Below are 20,993 nucleotides of genomic sequence, written 5' to 3'. Positions count from 1 at the left end.
TCATTTTTAGTATAAAACAGCTTCGTATCAATTAATAAGTATTATATTGAAAATATATTATAAGTATAAAGACAGTATCCTTATTAGAAATATCCTTTCTTTATTCTCTTTAAGGCTAATTACTTATCTAGCCAGCTTTCTAGTTGTGCCTTATATTACTAGGTTTTTGAATAAAGAAGAATATGGTTTATACCTTATTGTCTTGTCATGTCAAGCGATAGCAGGCGTTATTACGAACTATGGGCTTGAAATGAGTGGAACATATTCAATTGCCAAAAATAGAGATGATAAGTCTTATATCAATTCTTTCATTTCAAACTCACTTTTTATAAAAATTATCTTGAGTGTTATAAGTTGTCTTATCTTCAACAGCTATCTGATTCTATTTATAGATGGAATACTTGATTTTTCACTGTTTTTATTACTCAACTTATTAATATTTACTCAAGCGTTATTTATCCCTTGGTTTTATCAAGGCATTGAGGAAATGTCAGAAATAACTAAGACAGGGCTTATCGCTCAAGTTGTTTACGTCGTGTTGGTTCTGTTGCTTTTACCGCTATTACCAAATATTCTGATGCTACTTTTCTTATTACTGATAAATCATCTTGTTACAGTCACGGTATATATCAGAACTTTTTATAAATATGACTATAAATTAGTAAAACCTAATTGGAGACAAAGTTCAGATATACTAAAAGATGGTGCTGGCTATTTTGTTTCTCGTTTATCGGTAGCCAGTTATACTAGTATGAATGTTCTTTTTATTGGTTCAATTACAGGCAGCAGTCAGGCTGCTGTATTTGGCTCTGCTGAAAAAATTTATAAGCTTGTACAACGTCTATTATCACCAGTAAATAGCGCACTTTTCCCTTATATTTCACGAACCAAAAATTTAGGATTGTTACTTTATACGACTGCGATTATGACGGCTCTATTATTAGTGGGAGTTGCTGTTATTATCTATAATGCTGAACTGGTCATGCAGTTGATATTTGGAGACGCTTATATCGTTGGGGCAGATATCCTTAGGATGTTTATGATACTGGTAGTCATTACTTATGTATCAGCAAGCATAGGGTATAATGCCTTTAGTGTTTTTGAAAAGATATACTTGGTCAATTACACGGTATATTTTGGCGCTGTCATTCATATATCAGGTGTCTTATCCTTAGTGTGGCTAGATAGGTTCAATATCAGTAATATGCTTCTATGGATTATATGTGTAGAGATTATCATCTTACTACTACGTTCTACACTTTTATGGATGGTTTATACTAAAAATAATAAGAGTATTGACTAATGAAAAAACAACTTAAATTATTTTTAAAAAAAATAGTAGTAAGTGTTGCTCATGTTGCTCCTAGAAATAAAAATAAGTGGCTGTTTGGTATGGAGTCAGCTTTTTATGACAACTCTAAGTACGCTTTTTTGTACCTTAATATTTATCATAAAGAAATAGATGCGATATGGGTTACTAAAAATAAGAATACTCGTGATTATATAAGGTCACTTGGTTATAAGTCCTATCTTAGGTGGGAGACTTTAGGAGTATGGCATGGGTTGACAGCTGGAATTTATTTATACTCACACAGCTTGCATGATGTCCATTTTTTATTAAAAGGAAAGGCGCTAATCTTTAATATGTGGCACGGGCTGCCTTTGAAATGTTTGAGATTCAACTCTCAACTAGAGCGTCAACATTGGCAAGTTAATAACAATCAAAAACTGGTCAAAAGTAATTATTTCTATTACTTAGTATCACCTAGTGATAGATTTCATGAGATTTTCTTAGATAGCTTTCTGATTAATGAAGATAGCTTGATTGAGTGTTCTTATCCAAGATGTGAGTATCTTATCAATATTGATTTTCAGAAAAAAGTCATTGTTGACTCTGAAATAAACGAGCTAATTATTGAAGCTAAGAGTTATGCCAAATCTTATATATATATGCCCACATGGCGAGATACAGGGATAGATTTTTTTGAATCTGGAGGGTTTGATTTAAATATTCTTAACGATAATCTTGTCATAAAAAATGAAGTGTTTTTTGTGAAACTACATTCTTATACTAATTCAAATGTTATAGAGAGATTCTCTGGATTTAGTAATATTAAAATTATTAATGCTAATGTTACTGATGTTTATCCTTTTTTATTACATAGTGACTGTCTTATTACAGACTATTCTTCAATTTATTTTGACTATTTATTGCTTGAAAAACCAATTATTTTATTTCCTTTCGATATTACTGATTATGAGTCCAAAAGTCGTGAGCTTGTGTTTGCTTATGATGAGATAATGATAGGAGATAGAGTAAACACATTTTCAGAATTGTTATTAGCGATTGAAGATAAAAGTTATGAAATATACGTACCAGCATTGATTGAGCATAAAAGTAGTATTTGGTGTAATAATAATTTTGAAAAATTTATTGATACTGTCTGGCATAAGTGATTAAGATAAGGAGTCATTGGTGATACCCAAAATAATTAATTACTGTTGGCTTGAGTTGTATTTCGATTACCGCTTGATTTTTTAAGAGTTTTTTAAAAAAATATAAGTAATTACTAATTGTAGCTAATTTTAATATAAATAATATCAGAAAATTGAATCTATTATAAAGGTCTAAAGGTGATGGTTTATAAAGTTTCTATAATAGTACCGATATACAACGCCGAAAAGTATATTAAAAAATGCAGCATGTCACTATTCGAGCAAGATTTTGCCAGTATAGAATATATTTTTGTCGATGACGGCTCGCCAGACAACAGCGTACAGCGGTTAGAAGACGTTATAGGGGCTTACCCTAATAGAAAAGAAGACATCAAAATAGTCCGTAACGCTTCTAACTTAGGTTCAGGCGCTACTCGTGGCGTAGGGATGAAATACGCGACAGGTGAGTATGTCATTCAGATTGATGCGGATGATTGGGTTGAGCCGAATATGATCCGCTTATTGTATCAAAAAGCCAAGGATGAACAGGCGGATATCGTATGTTGTGATTATTATTTAGAATTTATGAATCATCATAGGTCTGTTTCTTTTACTCTACCAATAGATAAAAATGCGATGGTGAACGTATTTAATGTTATGCCACATTATATGAATTATTTTTGGAATAAACTAGTAAGGCGAGAGTTGTATATAAAGAACAATGTTAGCTTTCCTAGTGGCATATCATTATGTGATGACTTGTATGTCACTTTTAAGCTTGTTTTTTTAGCCAATAAAGTAGTACAAGTTAATCAGCCTCTTTATCATTATAATCAGCTCAATATTCATTCTATTACGAGCAATCATACGCTTAAGTCGTTTGAAGATAAATTAATAGTAAATAATGAGATTATATTATTTTTACAGCAGCAAGGCGCAGATAAAGAATACCAAAATCTTATTCACTTTTATAAAATATACTCAAAGCTATTGCTGATTCTAAATAAAAATATGCGTGATGATACACTATGGCGTGACACTTATCCTGAATCTAATACTTATATCTGGCAAGTGCCTTTACGGTTTGATTATAAAGTGTTGTCTTGGTTATGTAGTAAGCGTCAATTTAAAGCGGCTTATTTATTGCAAGATATAAAATCTGTCTTTAAGAACTAGTTTTACATTTTACAGTATTCAATATTGTCAGTTAATCATTATATTAGGGGCTTCAATGAAACGAGTCATCACTTATGGTACTTTTGACTTGCTGCATTATGGTCATATTAGCCTGTTAAGTAGAGCAAAGTCACTTGGCGATTATTTAATAGTTGCTCTATCTACAGATGAATTTAATTTAAATAATAAAAATAAAAGCTGCTATTTTGATTATGATAAGCGCAAGCAATTGGTAGAAGCAATCAGGTTTGTAGATTTGGTTATTCCAGAAACATGTTGGGAGCAAAAAAAGACTGATATACAGCGCTATGATATAGATACTTTTGTGATGGGTGACGACTGGCAAGGAGAGTTTGATTGGCTAGGCACTGAGGGCTGTGAGGTGGTTTATTTGGCTCGTACTCCTGAGGTAAGCTCGAGCCAAATTAAAAAAGATTTAAATAGCCAACAGTTATGAATAACATTCGTTCATTGCAATTAAAAACCGTTGAGATGATGAGAGAGGTTGACGCGCTTTTTAGGGCAAATAATATCCATTACACTCTACTCGGCGGCAGTGTTCTAGGTGCCATTCGTCATACAGGGTTTATACCGTGGGACGATGATATGGATATAGGTGTGCTGCGTCAAGACTATGATACTGCTGAAAGATTGCTTGCCACGTTTAAAAGTTATACTTATGAGTATGCGGAAAAACATATCATTCCTGATGCGCCTGTCGGTCATCTGCGCTTTTCAAAAGATTTGTCTAACTTAGCATTATCTCCTACTATTGATGTATTTGCGCTTGACTATGTGCCAAGCACAGGGTCAGGGCGGCAGCGTTTTCGCCTTATAGCTCATATTTATCATGCTTGTGTCTTGCGTCGTGCGCCCAAAAATCGAGGTAGGCTAAAGCACTTATTATTGAAAATCCTATTTGCTTGTTCGCCTAATTTTTTATTAGATTATTTGCAAGTTTTCTCTAAGAAAAAGCTATTAGATTCTCGTTTAAAACAACAATACCATATAGGTAATATCTTTGGTGCTTGGGGAGAAAAAGAGTATTTTTATCAAGATATTTATATGGATTTAATATTTGCAACCTTTGAAGGTTTGGAGCTCCCTATTCCGCGACGTTACGATCACTACTTATCACAGCTTTATGGTGATTATATGCAGCTGCCACCAGTAGAGCAAAGAGTGCCAAAGCATATGAAGTAAAAATAATATTAAGTAGTCAATTTAGGTGGCGTATGACATTCAAAAAAATACTTATTGTAGGCGCAGGTTTTTCAGGGGCCGTTATCGCGCGTGAGCTTGCCAATGCAGATCATACTGTTACTGTCATTGATAGTCGTGACCATGTAGCAGGTAACTGTCATACTTACCGAGATGATAAGACTGACATCATGGTGCATAAGTATGGACCACATATATTTCATACTGATAATGAGAGGGTTTGGCAATATATAACCCGATTTGGAGAGATGATGCCCTATATAAACAGGGTAAAAGCTGTTTCAGGCGGGCAAGTCTATTCTCTACCTATTAATTTACATACCATTAATCAGTTTTTTGGCAAAACTTTTACTCCTAGCGCAGCCCAGTCTTTTATAGAAGAGCAGGCGGATACCAGTATAGACCAGCCGAAAACCTTTGAAGAGCAGGCGTTACGATTTGTGGGCAAAGACTTATACCAAGCTTTTTTTAAGGATTACACTATTAAGCAGTGGGGTACAGAGCCAAGTAATTTACCCGCTAGTATTCTGAAAAGGTTACCTGTACGCTTTAGCTATGATGATAATTATTTCAACCATAAATACCAAGGTATGCCAAAATTTGGCTACTCGCAAATCATAGCAAACATACTCGAACATCCACTTATCACTTTGCATTTAAATAGCTCGTTTATAAAAAGTATGCAAACTGATTATGATCATGTAATTTGGTCAGGTCCATTAGATGCTTATTTTGATCATAGTTTGGGTAGACTAGGTTATCGTACTTTAGATTTTAAGCCTTTTTACGGTAAAGGTGATATGCAAGGCAATGCTGTTATTAATTATTGTGATAACAGTGAGGCATTTACCCGTGTCACCGAGCATAAGCATTTTTCTCCTTGGGAGAGCCACAAGAAAAGTATTTGCTACACTGAATATAGCCGTAACTGTAATGCTGAAGACATTCCTTATTATCCCATTCGTTTGGTTGATGATAAGGCATTGCTAGAGCGTTATGTTGATTTAGCACATAAGAGTAACGGTGTAACTTTTGTTGGACGACTAGGCACTTATCGTTATTTAGATATGGATGTGACGATCAAAGAAGCTTTAGAAACAGCAGATGCTTTAGCTGAAGCCTTTGTGTCACAGCAGATACCAAAGGTATTTTACCAACACGTAATATAGTCCAGTTTTTTAGACAATTTTGTCATAAGTTCGATATAGCTTTATGGTGGGCTAAAATGGCTACAACAGATAATAAAAATCTAGCAATAGTCGTTGTGACATATAATCGTTTGCAGTTATTAGAGCAATGCTTGCAAAAGCTAGAAAAACAGACATACCCGATTGATAACTTGATTGTCGTCAATAATGCTTCGACAGATGGAGTAACAGCAGGTTTTTTGGATAGCTATACAGGAAGTTTACCGCTTACAGTCATTCATAATAAGGTAAATACTGGGGGAGCAGGTGGGTTTTATACGGGTATAAAACAGGCTCACCAGTTAGGTTATGAGTGGATATTTATCATGGATGATGATGTATTTGCTGATTCTCGCTGTGTGGAGCAACTGATGGCAGTGGCTCATCCTTGTATGATTGCAGTACGAGATTATAAAGATGGGCAGTTGGTCGAAAGAGCCGCCATAGAGTACAACCTATCTAACCCTTTTTATTTAAATCCTAAAAGACAGGCAGTATGTGATAAGTATAAAAATAGAAGTGATATGCCAGCGACTATAGAGGTGGAAAACGTGGCCTTTGAGGGCTTTATGATTAAACGTGAGGTCATTGATATCATAGGATATCCTGAAGCCAAGTATTTTATATTTTATGATGATGTGGATTATGCTTTACGAGCAAGAAGAGCTGGCTACTCTATTAAAGCAGTTAGAGATGCTAAGCTAACTAGACAGCTCCCTTTTGATCAGCAGGGTGCTATAAATTCGTGGAAAGCATTCTATATGTTTCGCAATCTTTTTTATATTCACTTCAAGTTTGGTAAAAATATTTTTGTTAGAAACAAACCTTATTTATTAGCGATAGGCTCGATGATGGTCTATGGTATCAGGCTAAGAAGCTGGAAAGTCGTAAAAGAAATTATGAGAGCTCTAAAGTGTGCTGCACATCTTACCGAAAAATAGGTATTAGCAAGTTTGTCAGTTTCTATATGAAAAACCACCTAACAGCATATCGCCGTTAGGTGGTTTTTTTATTGTCTCAAGACAGATGAAGCTGTCTTAAAGAGTTATTCTATTTCTCTAAATACTGAATTTTACCTTCCACACCATCCCACTTGGCGGCTTCTGGCAACTGATCTTTCATCTCAGTGATATTCGGCCACTTTTGCGCCAACTCTTCATTGAGCTGGGTAAACATCTCTTGGCTTTTTGGCACTTCATCTTCAGAAAAGATGGCATTGGCAGGACATTCAGGCTCGCATAGCGCGCAGTCGATGCACTCATCAGGGTCGATGACGAGGAAGTTTGGTCCTTCATAAAAGCAGTCCACAGGACAGACTTCTACACAGTCGGTGTATTTGCAAAGGATGCAGTTATCTGTAACGACAAAGGTCATAGTGATGTCTACCTGTTATTGGCTTAGGGCTAAATAGAATAGATTAAAAATAAAGCGTATTTTAACGCCTTTACGCCTAATTGACAATTCCCTTTAATGACTAATGATTTTCTTTAGATGATACAGTAAATCGTGCGCTTGCTTGGGTGTCAGACTGTCAGGATCAATGGCGTGCAGTTTATCTTGTAAGCTAAATAACTGATTTTGTTGTGGAATAATTTCTATGCTTGGATTTTGGCTATCAACGTTTATGATTGCCTTGTCTATTTCAACATCATAAACCTGTTCACGTTTATCCTTTACTGACTTAGTTAAGTCATTTTTATCATCAATAGGTTGTTCATTTTCTGCTTTTAGATTATCTAACTTTACATTATCTGCCGTTAAGTTATCTAATAAGTAGCGTTTAGCGTCATTTAGCACTTGAGTAGGGATACCAGCCATCTTTGCTACATGTAGTCCAAAGCTAGAGCTTGCTGCGCCCTCCTTGATTTGATGCAATAGTAGCAACTGACCATCGATCTCACTGGCCGCGACGTGGACGTTACGAATGCTAGCTTGAAGATTTTCATTATTTTGCGCCAATTGCGTTAGCTCAAAATAATGAGTGGCAAATAATGTTAGGCAGCCAATCTCTACCAATCGATTGACACAAGCATGGGCGATGGCGAGCCCATCAGTGGTGGCAGTACCGCGTCCCACTTCATCCATTAATACCAACGACTTATCTGTCGCTTGATTGAGAATATTAGCGGTTTCAATCATCTCCACCATAAAGGTCGACTTGCCACCTGCCAAATCATCCGCCGAACCAATACGGGTAAAGATACGATCGATATCACCGATATGAGCACTCGCTGCTGGGACGAAGCTGCCGCAATGCGCAAGTAGAACTATTAGTGCGGTTTGGCGCATATAAGTAGACTTGCCACCCATATTGGGACCTGTAATCATTAGTAGTCGCTCAGCGTTTTCATTGCTGCCTACTGTTTGACCAAGAATACAATCATTGGCAACGAACTGGGTAGCGTATTTTGCCTTACTTTGAGTAACGCTATTCGTTGGCTGTAAGGCTGCTTCAACGACGACATGACGACCTTGTTTGATATCGATACTGGTCTGATTGCGAGTAGCTATAGTGTGTTCTGAGTCGTTACTCATTACTGGACGCTGCCAGTTATAATCCAAAGCGAGCTGCGCCCAATTACTCAGCACATCTATCTGTGCGATGGCGGCGCTAAGCTGTTGCAGTTCGGCTAAATGACTGCTCAAGACGGTTAATAGCTCTTGATACAATTGTTTTTCCCGAGTTAATGCCAAAGACTGTGCGCTCAGATATTCGGTTTCGACCTCTTTTAGCTCATCAGTGATAAAGCGCTCGCTGCTTTTAAGCGTTTGCCGACGGATAAAGTGCGGTGGTGCATTTTTCGCCTGCATTTTGGGCAATTCAAAATAAAATCCACTGACTTTATTAAAGCCAACTTTTAGACTTGGTAGTTGGCTATCTTGACGGGCACGCTCGACCATTTCATCCAAAGTCACTTGGATATTGTCATGTAAATGGGTCAGGCGATCAAACTCATCATCATAGCCAGCAGCAAGCATGCCACCATCCCGAATATGGGCAGGCGGCTCTATGACAATGGCCCGTTCAATCAGCTCGGCCACGAATTGTATGGCCGGTAACTGGGCTGGCAATTGCTGCATAAGCATAGGTAATAGACCAGCATGTTCATGGCTAATCCCTGATTTATTGAGTAAGGTAGTCAGTTGATTGCTACTGGCGATACCCTCGGCAAGTTTACGCAAGTCGCGGGGCTTAGCGCTCATCAGACCGATGCGACTACTGATTCGTTCAACATCACCGATGGCATGTAGCGTCTCGCGTATGCTCGTTACCAGTGTATTCTCTGTTTCGTTATTTGCTAATGCTTGCTCAGAGCTGTCTGGCGAATATTCTGTATTTAAGAGATTGGTTATTGCATCCAAGCGTAAGTTGATACGCGTATGTTGACGGAGTGGGCGCTTCATTTGTTGTACTAGCAATCGTCTACCCATCGGAGTCTGACAGTGATTTAATACGGATATCAATGAAGTTCCATTGCTGCTAACAGGCGTAAACAGCTCAAGATTCTGTTGGCTATTGGCATCAATAATCAGATAGTCGTCGCTATATTCTACGATTAGCTGATTGACTTGTGGCACGTGGCGTTGCTGCGTTTGCCGCGCATAATGAATGAGCGCTGCACAGCTAGATTGGCTAAGTGGTGCATCACTAATACCCAATCCATCGAGACGTTGTACCTCAAATTGCTGGCATAAGGTCGAGCTGGCATGCTCAGGATGAAAGTCATTGGCAGCGACTTCTATAATGGGGCAGTCAAGATTTTGACGTAACCACAGTATCCACGCTGCATCAGTGTCGCCAATACTATCGCTAAGTGCTTCACTAACGATGCATTCACTAGGAGCAAAGCGTGCGAGTACCGTCAGCATTTGAGTTTGCAAACCTTCAATATCGTCGTTATCTGCACCGAGAGTTTGTGTAGTCAAAGTTCCTGCAGCCAAGTCCATTTGGCTAATAGCAGCTTGTAGAGACTGTTTGCTATTTGCCTTAGGTATGGCAATATCAATGGCAACGACAGTAGGTGTATGATTTGGCGCAATTAATGCATCATCAGTAATGGTTCCTGCCGTTAAAGTCTTAACCACTTCACGGCGCATGATACCAGCACCAGATTTGCTCTTGTCTTTCTTCTGCTTATCGCCCATGGCAGGGGTATTATTACTAACATTGCCAGTGGTTGATTCGTCAATTTGTTCACAGACGACAACTGTCTGCCCAGCAGCGATTAATCGTGCCATGTAGCTATCGGCAGCATGGAACGGCACACCTGCCATGGCAATTGTGTTGCCCGCTTTATCCGTACCGCGGCGAGTGAGCGTGATATCCAATATGTGTGCTGCACGCTTGGCATCGTCAAAAAACAGCTCATAAAAATCACCCATCCGGTACAGCAGCAGTGCTTGTGGATAGTTAGCTTTCATGGTTAGATATTGCACCATCATCGGCGTATGATCAGCCAAGTTATAAGCGCTATCGCCTATCATTAAATGGTCAGCAGTTAATGGCTCAGAGCTATATTGAGAGCCATTTTGTTTTGACGCGGCATCTGTTGATAAATTGGGTTTTGAGTTATGAGAGTTTTGAGCGGATGGCTTAACGGTCATGCAGAGTCTCTTATAGGTTTAAATACAAATGGTGCTTAAACATTAAATGAATTTTTATTGATGATTTTCAGTAAATAGGCATTAGACAAGCAGGGATGAACATTAAATCTAGGTACTGGATCAAAGAATAAATCAGAAAAATATTAGATGACGAGTTCGTATGATTTTGGTTGAATCGTACTAAAAATCTTCATTAATAATGGTTCATAACGAGCGAATCACACCGTGGAAAATCTAACAGATTTGAGTGTACAAGCATTATTTTAACACGTCCTACTGCACTTTTATGTTGGCAAATATCCACTCGTTGCCCTTGTATCCATCAGCACCATAACCATATATAATGGCGTCACACTTAATTGGGCAATACTTCATTAGGCGATACTTCATTGAGTGGTATAGTCAGAGAACTACTAAATAGCTACGGCGTTACCCTCCTTAGATGTACGACTTGTACTATCTGCAGTCGGCTGCCTTGTAGCTGTTTTAGACTTTTTTAACTATAGTTAGCCGGATAATGACAAGGCAGCGAGCTAAGCGTTGGCTAATGCGCACTAATTATCGAATATTTCCATAGGTCAAAAAATTATGTTATCAAAGATTATAGGCAGTGTCGTTGGCACTAAAAACGAGCGTGAATTGAAACGCATGCGTAAAGTGGTCAGCAAAATCAACGCACGAGAGGCCGAAATACAAGCCCTGTCTGATGAGCAGTTACAGCAAAAAACCGCAGAGTTTAAAGCACGTCATCAAAATGGTGAAAGCTTAGATGCATTATTGCCAGAAGCTTTTGCCGTCTGCCGCGAAGCATCCCTACGTGTCAATGGTATGCGCCACTACGATGTGCAGCTGATCGGTGGTATCACCTTGCACGAAGGCAAAATCGCTGAGATGAAGACCGGTGAGGGTAAAACCTTGATGGGTACCTTGGCTATGTATCTAAATGCTATCAGTGGTAAAGGCGTGCATCTGGTCACGGTCAATGATTACTTGGCTGCGCGTGATGCTGAATTGAACCGTCCGTTGTTCGGATTTTTGGGTATGACAGTTGGCGTTATTTATTCGCAGCAGCCGCCACAAGAAAAAATCGCTGCTTACCAAGCCGATATTACTTATGGTACCAATAACGAATACGGTTTTGATTATCTACGCGATAACATGGTTTTTAAGTTAGAAGAGAAAAAACAGCGCGCGCTAAACTTCTGTATTATTGATGAAATTGACTCTATCTTAATTGATGAAGCACGTACGCCGTTGATTATTTCAGGCCAAGCCGAAGATTCATCGCGTATGTATGCGCTGATTAATACGATTATTCCGGTACTTATTCGTTCAAAAGATGAAGAAGCCAATAAGAATAACGAAGAAGAAGATTTCTGGATTGATGAAAAGAACCGTCAGATTGAAATTAGCGAAAAAGGCTATGAAAAAATCGAGCGTTTCTTAATAGAAGTCGGTGAGCTTGGCGAAAATGAAAGCTTATATAGCCCAAGTCGTTTGCCACTATTGGCTCACGTACAAGCAGCTATTCGTGCCCATCATGTGTTTGTCAAAAACGTTCATTACATCGTTGATGAAGGCGAAGTGGTCATCGTTGATGAAAATACCGGTCGAACGATGCCTGGTCGTCGTTGGTCAGAAGGTCTGCATCAAGCAGTAGAAGCCAAAGAAAATGCTGAAATTCAAGCAGAAAACCAAACGCTTGCGACCACCACATTCCAGAACTACTTCCGTCTTTATGAAAAGCTATCCGGTATGACTGGTACTGCTGATACTGAAGCCGCAGAATTTAAGTCTACGTATGACTTAGATGTCATCGTCATTCCAACGCATGAGCCGATTGCTCGTATTGATATGGATGACCAGATTTTCTTAACCAAGTTAGGCAAATACAAAGGCATTATTCGCGAAATTAAAGAAATTCAAGCCAAAGGCGCGCCAGTATTGGTTGGTACGGCGACGATTGAAGCCAGTGAAGAGTTGTCTTATTTATTGGATCAAGAAAACGTCAAGCATAACGTCTTGAATGCCAAGCAGCATGAGCGTGAAGCCGAAATTATCGCACAGGCAGGTAGCCCAAAATCTGTCACTATCGCGACCAACATGGCAGGTCGTGGTACCGATATTATCCTTGGTGGTAACTGGCAGTCATTTATTGAAGATATTGATTCTGTCAGTCCTGAAGAAATGCAGCGCTTAAAAGCCCAGTGGCAAATTAAGCATGACCAAGTGGTAGCCGCGGGTGGTTTGCATATCATTGGTTCTGAACGTCATGAATCACGCCGTATTGATAATCAGCTACGTGGCCGTGCTGGTCGTCAAGGCGATCCTGGTATGTCGCGCTTTTTCTTATCGTTAGAAGATGATCTCATGCGTATCTTCGCAGGCGATCGCGTGGTCAATATGATGCGTGCGATGGGCCTCAAAGAAGATGAAGCCATCGAACATAAAATGGTTTCTAAATCGATTGAGAACGCGCAAGGCAAAGTAGAAAGCCGCGATTTTGATGCCCGTAAAAACTTGCTGAAATATGATGATGTTGCCAATGAGCAGCGTAAAGTTATCTATAGTCAACGTGATGATTTATTGGCAGAGATGGACTTGCTCGACGCTCTTGAAGTGATGCATCGTGAAGTCTATAACGCGATGATAAACCAGTTTATTCCACCGGGATCTATCGATGACCAATGGAATGTCGACGGTCTTGAAGATGAGCTTGAAGACGAGTTCAAAATCTCGATGCCGATTAATGATTGGCTTGATGAAGATCGCCGCCTAGATGAAGAAGGGCTGCGTGAAAAAATCGTCCAAACAGCATTAGAGCGTTATCATGGTCGCCGTGATCAAATGGGTGAGCAAGATGCAGCTCAGCTTGAGCGCCACTTTATGCTCCAGAGCTTAGATAAGCACTGGAAAGAGCATTTAACCCAGATGGATCAGCTCCGTAAAGGTATTCATCTACGTGGTTATGCACAGAAAAACCCTGAGCAAGAATATAAGCGTGAATCGTTTGAGTTATTTCAGATGATGCTTGGTGCTATTAAGTCTGAGACCGTACAAGATTTATCACGTGTCCATATTCCAACCAAAGAAGAGTTAGAAGCATTAGAGATTCAGCAACGTGAAAATGCCGCTCACATGCAAATGCAGTTCGAGCATGATGGTGTTGATAACCTAGATAGTAATGGAAATAGTAACGAAAATAGAGCCGCTGGTCAGGCGCAAGCACAAAGCACTGCTCTAGGCGGCAGCGTTGCAGCAGCTGGTGTAAGTGGTGCTATAGCGGGCAATGTTGATGGTGAACCAAATCCATATGCTGGCTCGAATATCAGTCGTAACGCACTTTGTCCTTGTGGTTCAGGCCTCAAGTACAAACAATGTCATGGTAAAATCTAGTTTCGATTATCCATAAATATATATTGAAACTGTGTATTTGAGCATCAGTAGTGATGTATTAGTCGCGTATTATGAAAGGCCCCTATCTGAAGCGGATAGGGGCTTTTTCGTAGTCGCTAGGGTGTGTCCTCATTTCAGAAATGGAAATAAAAGTGTGATAAATCGCCGTTAAACGAGAAAAATAGTGTAGATAATATCGAGATATTGACCAACTATTTGACGCTGTTTGGCAAGATTTAGCCCAGTTAGATGATCATCGTTTGAATTGAGGATATGCCCTAGTATCATTCTATAATTTTTCGATAGTAAAGCTGACTCTGTTAAAATTCTCAGTTATGCTGTATTGATTGCTTACAAATTCGGCATAGGCGTGAATTTATTGAAAGGCTATAGTGTTTAACATGTTTATTTGGGAGTGTGTTATGAGTGTGGAGTTATTAAAACGGTTACGTGGATCAGTAGTGGTTACCGCACTGCTTGCGGGTGTTCTATCTATCAGTGCCTGTCAGCAAAAGTCAGAGACAGACGTAGACATGGCGCATGGTGCTGATACTGAAGAAACAGTGCCGATGTCTGCCGAACCTGCTGAACCTAATAATATAATTATCGATACATCAGATACGTCTATAGATGAAGTCGAAGAGGGTACTGTTATTTCGGTAGATGAAGATAGCGATAGCGACGTTAACTAGATATAGTAGTGCAAAATAAGACAATCATGAGTGTCATGATACGCTGTTGGTATAAGTTTTCCTCAATTGCTGTGTATAAAGCTCGCTAAAGGTTTTAATAAATGTATCCCAGAAATACATCATCTTGTATAAAGTGAATCAATGATAGCCGTCAAAAAAAGCAACGTTATCGTTGCTTTTTTTATCTCTAATTTTTGGGAAATTGGTCAGACATTATTTATTTGTAGTACCAGATTCAGACTCATGATCTAAAAACCCTTCTTCCGTCACATCTAACTCTTCATGCTTCAGCTCTACTTGAATGGTATCGGTATGCTTATGTGTGGTCTTGCTGATATCGACTTCTTGGATAACATACGTATCTTTGGTAATAGTGGCTACTTGGCGAGATAAGACTATTTCGATAGGTTCATCACCAATTTCAATTTGCTTACCGTTTACAGTGACGACGGCTTTACTATCAAGTGATGGTTCAACGTGACGCAGTATATCCTGCCTATCATAATCACCAGATAACAGATCCTGACTGGCCGCGTCATGGTACTCAGTGCGAATAGTAATGTACTCTTCTACGAGCTCAATAGGTACGTCAATGGTTTTAGTGCGCGCATGTTTGGTGACAATTACTTTGCCTACATCTAGGCGTTCCTTGTTGATGACAGGACGTTCTTCTAATAGTTCTAAGTAGCCATCCGTATTGCCATTGCCGATATTTTTGATATCACGTTCTTGATTAGATAGTGTGGCTTGCTCTTCATAGATACTATCTTTGTGAAATTTATTATTGTTATTAATCGTCATCATAATTTCCTTATAAGTGGGCAGTATTTATAGTTATACAGCTAATGGAGCGTTAATATTAAGAAGTTTGGTTGATTTAACGTTATCATTAATTTTGTCAGACTCATTAGCAAAAAAAGACCAGAGACATGCTCTGATCTTAATTTATTAAGTAAATATCTTTAGTTGCTTATTACTATCATATTTTGCTTTAAAGACACTTTTGGCGGGAGCCGAGCAAAGATACGATGGCTTGGCATATTACATACCACGAGCACGGCGTACATCTTCTGCAGTGATGCCATCACGGTCTATGATGTTACCTTCACGGTCGACTACGTTACCGTCTTGGTCAACATCTAACTCTTCGCGCTGAATGGTCTCAACGATAGTTTCGGTATGGCGTTCAGTTGTCTTACCAACATTGACTTCTTCAGTGACATAAGTCTCTTTACCAACGCGAGCACGTTCAGCCTGTAGCTCAACTTCTACGGTCTCATTGCCATTTACTTCACCGATACGGCGATCTGTTGGACGATCCACATTGGTACGTTGAATATTGGCATGTTCTTCTTCTAGCTCTACATCTACGTTACGCTCCTCAGTCACGATATGCTTACCAACTTTCACTAAGCCTGCAACGATACGGTCTTTATTGACGGTTAAACGTTCTTCTAGTAGCTCTAGCGTATTTGGTGCGTCATAGGCATGGTCTTCAATTTCCATACGTTCTGCAACAGGGACGGTATCAGCGACAAATGCCTGACGATCTTTTTGATACTGGTCTTTATAGCTATATTGATAGTCATGATCATATACTTCCATCGCTTCAACTTGTGCTTGCGTTAAGCTATCGAAGAACACGTCATCTCCAACAATACGAGCCAAACCTGCTGGTACTAGCACTTCTTTTGAGCTGAACCAACCGCCTGCATCGACGATTAAGTAACGGATGCGACCAGTCGTGTCTTCTACTAGTGCGCCTTCAATTTTACCGATTTTTTCTTCATTGACACCATAGGCAGTTTTGCCTGTTGGATCATAATAGTCGTCACCGATAAGGTCATGGTGAGTTGCTTGGATGTCTTTTAAACGAATTAGTTGGCTCATTGTTGTATTCCTTTTTTATGAGTTAATTACTGATAGTTATTTTAGAAATATCATATTTTTGAAAAGTTATTTTTATAATAAAACGTGTACTAAGTCATTAGGAAATGCTTCTACGTTGACTTGAAACAATCCTAACATCATGATTTTTGATGAGATATATGAGCAAGGTAGCAAAGTGTGCACTTGAAGTAATTGCGTGTAATAGGCTGTAAGTGGCATAACATAGCTAGGGGTATAAGTTAACGTGACTTTACAGAGAGCAATGTTCTATGCGTGTTGAGAATTGATAGACACAAAAAAACCGCAGAGTAATAAGCGCTGCGGTTTTTGAATATTAAGAAAATTAGTAAATATTTAAAGTTATCAACCTAGTTTGAACCTGCTAAGTCATTAACATGCTCAAATTTCAGGTAGTTTTAAATACTAGGCAAGTTCTATTGCAACAGCAACGGCTTCACCGCCACCAATACATAGAGTAGCAACGCCTTTTTTGCCACCAGTACGCTTTAGAGAGTTAATAAGCGTGACTAAGATACGAGCGCCAGAGCAGCCTACTGGATGACCCAGTGCACAAGCACCACCTTCGACGTTGACCTTAGCATGTTCAATTTTTAGCTCGTCCATAGTAGCCATGGTCACCATTGCAAAGGCTTCGTTGATTTCCCATAGATCGACATCTGCCACTGACCAGCCAGCGCTAGCCAATACTTTTTCAATCGCACCGATTGGGGCAATTGTGAATTCGCTAGGATGACGAGAGTTAGAAGCGGTCGCAATGATACGCGCTTGGTAATCTAGACCTTCAGCTTTCGCTTGAGACTCTTTCATGACGACAACGGCAGCAGCACCATCAGATATTGAGCTGGCGTTTGCGGCAGTAATAGTACCGTCTTTTGCAAAGGCAGGACGTAAGGTTGGGATACGATCAGCATTGGCAAGTGCTGGTTGCTCATCAGTATCAACGGTTTGCTCACCTTTACGGGTTTTAAAAGTAACGGCTTCGATCTCGTCTACGAAGTGACCCTCTTTGATAGCGGTTAGCGCACGATTCAGCGATTCAATAGCAAATTCATCCATTTGCTCGCGTGTATAGCCTTTTTCATTTGCCATTTCTTGAGCAAAGTTGCCCATGAGCTTACCAGTCTCAGCATCTTCTAGACCATCTAAGAACATATGATCTTTGACCTCTTTGTGCCCCATACGATAGCCGCCACGCGTCCCTGGCATGAGGTAAGGTGCATTGGTCATAGACTCCATACCACCAGCAACGGCAACATTAAAGCTACCTGCTTTGATACCGTCATGTGCTTGCATGACTGCTTTTAGGCCTGAGCCGCATAGCTTATTAATAGTGACAGCACCAGTAGCATCAGACAGACCAGCTTTACGCATGGCTTGACGTGCAGGGCCTTGTCCCAAACCTGCTGTTAAGATACAGCCCATGATAACTTCATCAATATTCTCAACACTCACACCTGAGCGCTCAACTGCAGCTTTGATAGCAGCAGCGCCAAGGTCCGTTGCGCTCATGTTTTGCAACGCGCCTTGGAAGCCGCCCATTGGTGTACGTGCGCCGTTTAGAATTACAATTGCATCATTTGACATTTTTATTATTCCTTTTTACGTATTTTAAATGAGAGTATCTTACGTTGAGTAAAATCAAACATTTGCTAATGATCAAACGCTGATAATCTAGCAGGTTTTGAACTTGCTTACGCTAGCTCATCTAAGCGAATGCGTACTACTTTATCGGTAATAGTATCTAGCTTCTCAATTTTTTCAATTGCTAGATTCATTTGACTCTCGACCACAGGTAGCGTCAAGATAATCACGGGTACTTGACCCACTTTATGCGCAGGCTTTTGTAAAATCGCATCAATATTGATACCAGCATCACTTAAAATGCGTGTGATATCCGCGAGTACACCTGGATTATCATTAGCATGTACACGCAAGTAATAACCTGTGGTCATCTGCTCGGCGCGTAATATTGCTGTATCTGATAGCTGCTCAGGTATAAAGGCCAAATGCGGGACATGATGACCATGGTTGTTTTCATTATTGCTATTTTGGTCGTCGTTATCTGTACTACCCAATACGCGAACCAGATCCATGACATCAGCCATGACTGCAGAAGCCGTCGCGCCAGCACCAGCACCATCACCACAATAGAGCGTCTGCCCAAGTGGGTGAGAGTTTACCAATACGGCATTTTTTACGCCGTTGACGTTGGCCAGTAACGCATCTTGCGGGATAAGCGTTGGGTGTACACGTAGCTCAATGCCAGCGGCATTATTGTCGCCTTGGCCATCACGACGTACGGCAAATCCTAAATGCTTGATACGGTAACCAAGCTCTTCCGCATAGTTCACATCTTGTAAGGTAATGCCAGTGATGCCTTCACAGTAGACTTTATCAAACTGTAATGGGATACCGAAGGCAATAGAGGCGAGTAGTGCTAACTTGTGTGCCGCATCAATCCCTTCCACATCAAAAGTTGGATCTGCTTCAGCATAACCTAGCTCTTGCGCTTCGTTCAGTACGTCTGCAAAGGGGCGACCTTTGTCACGCATTTCGGTCATGATAAAGTTGCCAGTACCGTTGATGATACCTGCAAGCCAATCGATTTTGTTGGCAGCGAGCGCTTCACGCATCACTTTGATGATGGGAATACCACCTGCCACGGCTGCTTCATAGGCAACGTGCACATTATTTGTTTCAGCAAAAGCAAAAATCTCATTACCATGCTCAGCCAACAGCGCTTTATTAGCAGTGACCACATGCTTGCCGTTTTTAATAGCGTGCATGATGACGTCTTTAGCTAAGGTCGTACCACCGATAACTTCGATCACGATATCGACGTTTTCGCTCGCAGCAATTGCCATCAAGTCACTGTTTTGAATAATATCGGGATCAATATCATCACGCTGACGGCGCGTACCGACTTCGGTAATAATAATATTGCGTCCGCTACGGCGTTTTAGCTCATCTAAGTTGTCATTAATTAGATTGATCACGCCCGTTCCGACGGTGCCCAGACCAAGTATCGCTAGTTTGATGGAATTGCTCACAGTATCCTCAAGAGGTTAAATATAATGAACCGAGTATAAAGCCATTACGAGTCAAATTTGCGAATAGTATTCAGCGAATTTTGACAGTAGTCGTATTATCACGGCGCCATTATAGTTGAATAAAAAATGCTCAAATAAAAGTATGCTGCAGATTTTTCATAGCGCTTTATCGTATCATACCGACAAGCAGTTGTGACGTCTACACAATGTCGCCATCGTCATAGTGTCTATTCTAGATAAGTCAGACATGTGGTTAGGTTTGTTCCATCTACTATGTGCAGTACTTTCACTCGCCTTGCCTATATCTGAATTATCTCGAACCAACGATAAGTGTCACAAATCATTAAATCATCTGATAAATTTTAGTTAGCGCCAGCTGCTTCAGCCAATTGTGCTGCAGGTAAATAGCCGCCAATTTGTTGTCCTGCTTCAGTAAAGATAGCTGGAGTACCACGTACACCAAGTTTGGTACCAAGCGCCATATGCTCTTGCACAGGATTGACACAGCTAGGCGCTTGAATATTGGCACCTATTTTTGCCTGATTCATGGCGGCGTGACGATCTTCACTACACCAAATCGCTTCCATCTTTGGTATGGACTCTTGGCTGCGTGGCCATGCTAAATAACGCACTTCGACACCGCGCGCATTGATGTCATCTATCTCTGAATGCAATTTACGGCAATAACCACAGTCGGCATCGGTAAAGGCATAAATGATAGCCTTCGTTGCGCCTTTTGCTGGATAGATAACCATGTCTTTTTTATCGACTGCTTTTAATGCGTCTTGCGCTGTAGTAGCAACCAAGGCAGCACTGATGTCTACAGGAGCTTCTTGACCCACTGCGATGATTTGCCCTTGGATGATGTGTTTGCCAACCTTGTCAGTGAAGAAGGGAGGTAGTCCTTCTGCTGTTACCCAATAAATCCCGTCCATATCGGTTGGTACTGCTGAAACAATTTTCTCTTCGATACCAGACGCTTTCAAATTCGCTTGCAACGCATCTACCACGGTAGCATCGTTACCCGTTGATGTTTCAGTAGCGCTGACGTTGGTCTTTGTATTATTGACCACACTGGTATTGCTGGTTGCATCCGCTGCATTGTTTGAACAACCTGCGGCCACAACAACAAGCAATGCGCTCATCATAAAACGTGACAAGTTACTTTGAGGAAAGCGCTTACGGGCCAAGGTGTTTTTTACAAAGGGAAGTGGCATATGGGTGTCCTGTCGGCATCGAGCCTAGTCATAAATTTTTTTTGAGAAAGAAGAAGATGAAATTACATATATGATAGTGCATGAAAATCCCCTTAAGATTTT

16 protein-coding genes are annotated in these 20,993 nt (G+C 40.1%); 9 read left to right on the top strand and 7 right to left on the bottom strand.

Annotated elements, in window-relative coordinates:
• Positions 1–46 precede the first annotated feature (46 nt).
• From JMW61_RS02670 to JMW61_RS02640, 7 genes are all read left to right on the top strand, one after another.
• Entirely contained in the window at positions 47–1,303 is a 1,257-nt protein-coding gene (locus tag JMW61_RS02670) for an oligosaccharide flippase family protein (RefSeq protein ID WP_201549272.1), read from the top strand.
• A complete protein-coding gene (locus JMW61_RS02665) occupies positions 1,303–2,457 on the top strand; it encodes a CDP-glycerol glycerophosphotransferase family protein (RefSeq protein WP_201549264.1) in 1,155 nt (384 codons plus the stop codon). Before JMW61_RS02670 ends, JMW61_RS02665 begins: the two co-directional genes overlap by 1 nt.
• 180 nt (positions 2,458–2,637) lie before the next feature.
• A complete protein-coding gene (locus tag JMW61_RS02660; RefSeq protein WP_201549256.1) occupies positions 2,638–3,612 on the top strand; it encodes a glycosyltransferase family 2 protein in 975 nt (324 codons plus the stop codon).
• Between the two features lie 55 nt (positions 3,613–3,667).
• Positions 3,668–4,069, top strand: a complete 402-nt coding sequence (tagD, locus tag JMW61_RS02655) for a glycerol-3-phosphate cytidylyltransferase (protein WP_201549254.1) — start codon at positions 3,668–3,670, stop codon at positions 4,067–4,069.
• Positions 4,066–4,815 (top strand): LicD family protein, encoded by a 750-nt coding sequence (locus JMW61_RS02650; protein ID WP_201549252.1) that lies wholly within the window; start codon positions 4,066–4,068, stop codon positions 4,813–4,815. The genes tagD and JMW61_RS02650 overlap by 4 nt, the downstream gene beginning before the upstream one ends.
• A 32-nt stretch (positions 4,816–4,847) precedes the next feature.
• Positions 4,848–6,002, top strand: a complete 1,155-nt coding sequence (gene glf / locus JMW61_RS02645; RefSeq protein WP_201549249.1) for a UDP-galactopyranose mutase — start codon at positions 4,848–4,850, stop codon at positions 6,000–6,002.
• A 56-nt stretch (positions 6,003–6,058) separates the two neighbouring features.
• Entirely contained in the window at positions 6,059–6,961 is a 903-nt protein-coding gene (locus tag JMW61_RS02640) for a glycosyltransferase family 2 protein (RefSeq protein WP_201549247.1), read from the top strand.
• 109 nt (positions 6,962–7,070) lie between these two features.
• On the opposite strand, the gene fdxA is transcribed toward JMW61_RS02640, so the two are convergent.
• Both fdxA and mutS read right to left on the bottom strand, forming a co-directional pair.
• Positions 7,071–7,394, bottom strand: coding sequence for a ferredoxin FdxA (gene fdxA / locus JMW61_RS02635; protein WP_110921842.1), 324 nt, complete (start codon positions 7,392–7,394; stop codon positions 7,071–7,073).
• 93 nt (positions 7,395–7,487) lie between these two features.
• On the bottom strand, positions 7,488–10,625 hold the full coding sequence (gene mutS, locus JMW61_RS02630; RefSeq protein ID WP_201549245.1) for a DNA mismatch repair protein MutS: 3,138 nt from the start codon (positions 10,623–10,625) through the stop codon (positions 7,488–7,490).
• A 588-nt stretch (positions 10,626–11,213) separates the two neighbouring features.
• Here mutS and secA point away from each other — a divergent pair.
• Positions 11,214–14,021, top strand: a complete 2,808-nt coding sequence (gene secA / locus JMW61_RS02625; RefSeq protein WP_201549243.1) for a preprotein translocase subunit SecA — start codon at positions 11,214–11,216, stop codon at positions 14,019–14,021.
• Positions 14,022–14,443: 422 nt separating this feature from the next.
• Positions 14,444–14,713 (top strand): hypothetical protein, encoded by a 270-nt coding sequence (locus JMW61_RS02620; RefSeq protein ID WP_201549235.1) that lies wholly within the window; start codon positions 14,444–14,446, stop codon positions 14,711–14,713.
• Between the two features lie 213 nt (positions 14,714–14,926).
• On the opposite strand, the gene JMW61_RS02615 is transcribed toward JMW61_RS02620, so the two are convergent.
• From JMW61_RS02615 to JMW61_RS02595, 5 genes are all read right to left on the bottom strand, one after another.
• A complete protein-coding gene (locus JMW61_RS02615) occupies positions 14,927–15,517 on the bottom strand; it encodes a YsnF/AvaK domain-containing protein (RefSeq protein WP_227687339.1) in 591 nt (196 codons plus the stop codon).
• 237 nt (positions 15,518–15,754) lie between these two features.
• A complete protein-coding gene (locus tag JMW61_RS02610) occupies positions 15,755–16,603 on the bottom strand; it encodes a DUF2382 domain-containing protein (RefSeq protein ID WP_201549233.1) in 849 nt (282 codons plus the stop codon).
• Between the two features lie 423 nt (positions 16,604–17,026).
• Positions 17,027–18,208, bottom strand: coding sequence for a thiolase family protein (locus tag JMW61_RS02605; RefSeq protein ID WP_201549231.1), 1,182 nt, complete (start codon positions 18,206–18,208; stop codon positions 17,027–17,029).
• A 107-nt stretch (positions 18,209–18,315) separates the two neighbouring features.
• Positions 18,316–19,674 carry a homoserine dehydrogenase gene (locus JMW61_RS02600; protein ID WP_201549229.1) on the bottom strand — a complete coding sequence of 453 codons (1,359 nt, stop codon included), beginning with the start codon at positions 19,672–19,674 and terminating at the stop codon, positions 18,316–18,318.
• A gap of 362 nt (positions 19,675–20,036) precedes the next feature.
• Positions 20,037–20,891, bottom strand: a complete 855-nt coding sequence (locus JMW61_RS02595) for a DsbC family protein (protein ID WP_201549221.1) — start codon at positions 20,889–20,891, stop codon at positions 20,037–20,039.
• Positions 20,892–20,993: the final 102 nt, after the last annotated feature.

The sequence above is a fragment of the Psychrobacter fjordensis genome (assembly GCF_904845995.1).
Taxonomy (GTDB): domain Bacteria; phylum Pseudomonadota; class Gammaproteobacteria; order Pseudomonadales; family Moraxellaceae; genus Psychrobacter; species Psychrobacter fjordensis.
The sequence above is the reverse complement of the archived record's forward strand: the minus strand, read 5'-3'. Positions and strand labels throughout refer to the sequence as shown.

Bases quoted from the DNA above. Each gene is read 5' to 3' on its own strand.
- JMW61_RS02665 (WP_201549264.1), top strand. From the start codon at position 1,303: ATGAAAAAACAACTTAAATTATTTTTAAAAAAAATAGTAGTAAGTGTT.
- JMW61_RS02660 (WP_201549256.1), top strand. From the start codon at position 2,638: ATGGTTTATAAAGTTTCTATAATAGTACCGATATACAACGCCGAAAAG.
- tagD (WP_201549254.1), top strand. From the start codon at position 3,668: ATGAAACGAGTCATCACTTATGGTACTTTTGACTTGCTGCATTATGGT.
- JMW61_RS02650 (WP_201549252.1), top strand. From the start codon at position 4,066: ATGAATAACATTCGTTCATTGCAATTAAAAACCGTTGAGATGATGAGA.
- glf (WP_201549249.1), top strand. From the start codon at position 4,848: ATGACATTCAAAAAAATACTTATTGTAGGCGCAGGTTTTTCAGGGGCC.
- JMW61_RS02640 (WP_201549247.1), top strand. From the start codon at position 6,059: ATGGCTACAACAGATAATAAAAATCTAGCAATAGTCGTTGTGACATAT.
- fdxA (WP_110921842.1), bottom strand. From the start codon at position 7,394: ATGACCTTTGTCGTTACAGATAACTGCATCCTTTGCAAATACACCGAC.
- mutS (WP_201549245.1), bottom strand. From the start codon at position 10,625: ATGACCGTTAAGCCATCCGCTCAAAACTCTCATAACTCAAAACCCAAT.
- secA (WP_201549243.1), top strand. From the start codon at position 11,214: ATGTTATCAAAGATTATAGGCAGTGTCGTTGGCACTAAAAACGAGCGT.
- JMW61_RS02620 (WP_201549235.1), top strand. From the start codon at position 14,444: ATGAGTGTGGAGTTATTAAAACGGTTACGTGGATCAGTAGTGGTTACC.
- JMW61_RS02615 (WP_227687339.1), bottom strand. From the start codon at position 15,517: ATGATGACGATTAATAACAATAATAAATTTCACAAAGATAGTATCTAT.
- JMW61_RS02610 (WP_201549233.1), bottom strand. From the start codon at position 16,603: ATGAGCCAACTAATTCGTTTAAAAGACATCCAAGCAACTCACCATGAC.
- JMW61_RS02605 (WP_201549231.1), bottom strand. From the start codon at position 18,208: ATGTCAAATGATGCAATTGTAATTCTAAACGGCGCACGTACACCAATG.
- JMW61_RS02595 (WP_201549221.1), bottom strand. From the start codon at position 20,891: ATGCCACTTCCCTTTGTAAAAAACACCTTGGCCCGTAAGCGCTTTCCT.